1 protein-coding gene is annotated in these 4,056 nt (G+C 52.4%); it reads right to left on the reverse strand.

The annotated features are described in order from the left end of the window. Positions 1-390 precede the first annotated feature (390 nt). Positions 391-3,591, reverse strand: coding sequence for a plasmid replication protein, CyRepA1 family (locus tag QJQ48_RS27540; RefSeq protein ID WP_346294418.1), 3,201 nt, complete (start codon positions 3,589-3,591; stop codon positions 391-393). Positions 3,592-4,056 lie beyond the last annotated feature (465 nt).

Raw genomic sequence — 4,056 nt, forward strand, 5'->3', positions numbered from 1 at the left:
CATATCTGGCCCGACCGAGAACTGATAGGGAGTATCGAAGATCGGTTTCTACACTACTGGTGGTCGCGTCCAACCGTAGAGCACTGGAATGGAATGCAACAAGCTAGAGCCGAAGAAAGCTCAGAGGAGAGATTATTCCTCACCCAAGCACTTCTAGCAACAACGTTATCCAGCTAACTTTTCTGCCAGCCACAACCTTTGCAATAGTTATTAGTCTAGCCCTGGTAGCGTAAATGGCTGCTGGCAGCCATCGCACATCCCACAGGGATGTATTGCTTTGCTCTGGGCCACTGTGCTGGAGCTAGCCGCTGATTTCGGCTCAGAGAAATTTTGTGCCGTGCTGCGGCCCTTCTAGAGCGTGTAACAGGAACAGTATCGGTCGTTAGGAAATCAAGCTGATTTGTCATGGCGTAGTTCGTCTATTTCCCCTTGGTGAAAGTTCTTCAAGTTGGAGTTAGAAGTCTCTTCACTCGTTTGCCCTTTTTTTAGTACTACAGAAGGGGCTGTATCTATTGCCTTGTCTTGTTTCTCTAGTGGATCACCTCCTGAATCTTTAGCTATATCCACTGAGGGTGATCCGCCTGTCTCAGTCTGGGCTTGAGCAATGCGCTCGCGCCGCTCAGCCCGCCTTTGCAAGATTTCTAGCTGTTGCTGGTAGATATCAGCATTGAGTCGATAAACCCTGAGTTTTTGGCCCTCGTATCCCGGCATCCTCCGGCTCCAGCGAAACTCAGTTTTGATGCCGAGCTGGGCAAGGAGCTGGTGAGCAACTTGAACCGGACTCATCTCTTCTTTAAGAGTGAAGTGCAGTGCTAGCTTGATCTGCAAGGAGATCGCTCTGGCTCTTTGAGCAAACGCTTCCAAGTCGTAGCGGGTCCATTCGCGGGTTTCGTCTAAAAAGTCGATTAGCCCAAGCCGCTGCCGGATCTGCCGCTTGAGTTCAGCATCGCTCATATCCCAAGGCGTCAGCCCTTGCTGCCAGTTGGCCTGCTTCTCCAACTTGCCTGCATCGGCTCCAATGGCGGTATCAGGATGAAGCAGGGCTTCAAGCTGTAGCAGCTCCCCCCGCCGTCTGCCGTTATTGTCCGCTTCTACTAGCTCAGCGCTAATCGCTTCAACTGGCAGGCAGTAGAAATCAGCGATCGCAAACTTGGCAGCGGCGAGGCGTTCTTCTGGGCTGGGGTTTTCCTTGTTTTTCAAAGCTTCGTACTCCAGGTAAGTGAGATTATCGGCCTTAGCGACTTGCTGAGCTTCCATTGTCTTAATCGCGTCTCTAGCTTCTTTAAGCAGCAGCTTGGCGGCCTGGTCAGTTTCAGCCGCGATCGCTTCAATCCGGTTGCCTTCCCATTGCAGGCGCACCTTCAGCGCTAAGCGTAAGTTACCCATCGAGCGGTTACGTTCAGCTTCAAACCGTGCCCATAAATTGAGATGGGGGTCGCTCTGCCAGTCGTAGGCCGCGATCGCCCCGGTGATGTCTTCCCTGAGGCTAGAGCGGATTAGCGAGGCTGAGGTATGGGTCTTATCCCTGAGCACTTTTTTGAGGAACAGGTGTGAGGTGCTGCGCGAGAGACGGCTGTAGTTGCGGCCATGCTCAGCGCACCAGACGATGCGCTCGATGGGTGGGCGCACCCGGCCTAGCGCTTGGCTCATATCAGCATCGGTAGAAGAAACGCCCCAGAACAGGCCGTAGACTTTATCGAAGTAGTCTGCTTCGATGCTGACGCCCGTTGCCATTGAGGGCGTAGCGATCACCACGTCAAAGTCTTGCAGATGGGCGTTGGGGTTTTGGATGAATGCCTGCTCAATCTCGCCGCCGCTGGTTTCGGAGTTCAGCAGCAGGCAGCGCAGTCCCATGCCTTCAACCTGAGCCACCAGTCGTTCTAGTTTCTTAGAACCTGCTTTGCTATCGGTGGCAACGAAGACCTTTTTGCCGCTTTGGATATCTGCCAGCAGCCGCGCCGTAATCACAGAGGCATCTTTGGCCTCAATGAAGCGGACGCTGTAGCTGACAGTTTTATAGTCATTGCGAATTAGAAAAGGTTTCTGGCGATCGCCCCTAAGCTCAGTAATATAGTCCAGCACATCATTGTTCAAGTCAGCATCGGCCAGGATGACGCGCCGAGCTACCTGAACGAGGTGATGGAACCGAGCCAGCAGCGCCGGTCTGCGGCCATCGCGGTTACAGGTGGAGCTGGTCAATAGCGATCTCAAAACCTGCACCACTTCATCGAGCACCAGGTCGCAGCCAGCGAACTGGTCAGGATTGATTGCCAGCAGGGACTCGACACAGGTACCCACACGCAGGGTATAGCCGGCACCGCTAATGAACTGGCCTTGAGCTTTGTCTAAGTCACCTCGGTAGTCCGCCCCCAATCGCTGACAGAGATTGCGCATTAAAGCAATGCGGTGTCCTGCAGGCAAGAGCCGTTCTGAGTCAGCGGTCAGCGAGGCAATCAGGTTGGTCTTACCGCTACCCTTGGGCGCGGCGATCGCCACGATGCCTTCAGCGGGGACAGACTCAGGCTTGAGTGCCCGCATCTCTGGCACATTGAGCCGCACATCGGCTTTGTGAGTAAGCTGACTATCGAGGGCATTCCATAGCTTCCACTGCTCTAAAGGCAAAGATTGCTCTAGTTGGGATCCAAACGCTTCAGCGCCAGCGGCCACGATAAAGTCGTCAGCGCCTTTGCCGACAGCGCCATCCCACTGCACGATGTTGACCGCTGCGCCTTGCGCTTCCAGCAGTCGGCCAAAGCGAGAAAGGGCGATCGCTACTCGCCTGCGAGTTTGAGCAGCAGCATCCTGGTCGAAAGCTAGCGTGACTAAGCGATCGCCTGCAATAAAGGGCAGCAGTTCTGGAATCAGATAGGGCTGTACCGGATGACCTAACGCATCCTTAGAGCGATAGCCACCGTTGACCCCATAGAGGGCGATCCCGACATAGCCCTGAGAGAGCAGACAAAGCGATTTCTTTGCTCCCTCGGTAATGAGAATCGGCACTTCAGGATGACGCGCTAACCACTGCCAAAAAGAACCCGATAGCGGCACCTCGATGCCGTGGTGCTGGCTGATGCGCTGTCTAATCTGAGTTGGAATAGGAGGTAGATAAGGCTTACTGCCGTTGCCGATGGGCGTCTCGTACTTGCGCCGTCTGAGCAGATGGGGGTGCTGCTGTATGAGCTGGTTGAAGCGATGGGCGATCGCTCCTTCGGTCAAGTTCAGCGCATGTTTGAGCGCCTTAGTTGTTTTACGCTGGTCAATTTTGGCCTGAGCCAGCTTGACCTGCCAGGGGGTGCCATCTTCGTTGAAAAAGATAGCGCCTGCCAGATTGTCTCTAGCCTGAAGGCCAAAGCGTTTGTATTGCCAGCCGAGGGCATCGTGAATCGGTGTGCTGGGTTCGCCGCCAGCGGCAATTTCTAGATCTTGGTGAATGTTGACGGCAGCCTGGTACAGCTCAATATCAACGGCTGAGCCGATACAGCACTCCTGCTGAAACTGACGATCAAAGCCGCGATCGCTTGCTGTAGAGCTATGCAAAGATGTGCGCCACCGATTGCCCACGGGGGGCAAGGCGCTAAGCGTATATGCCACTATTCCTCCTGTTTTTAGTGAGAGGAATAGACCGCTAAAACAAAGTCTGGAAATGATTGCCTATTTATCTAAATGTGATACTATAGGCACAATGACTCTGTGAGCTACCTAACTGGCCCTGCAAAAAGCATTTTAGGTTCTCTTTCGGTCTATTCTGAGTAATAGAAATGCAAATGCCTGGTGTCCCCACACTAGGTTTTTTGCATTTAAGCGAAAATTTTGATTACTTTAAGCTTTTTCCCTCCTCGACTGCTTAATTGATAAAAGCTACATCAGTCAAAATACAACGATTCTAAGGACTATGGGGAATCATTTGCTCAAAGTCCCTAAAATAAGCAGGGGATCGCTGTGCTTACAGCTTTGCCTGGTATCGGATATGAGTATCCTATGAAATTGTATCTGATTCTCATAAAAATAACGTATTAAAAAAACTTTCTGGAAGATATATAGTACCTTTCTGTTTTA

This window comes from Sphaerothrix gracilis Ecp01, assembly GCF_030405905.1.
Classification (GTDB): domain Bacteria; phylum Cyanobacteriota; class Cyanobacteriia; order Phormidesmidales; family Phormidesmidaceae; genus Sphaerothrix; species Sphaerothrix gracilis.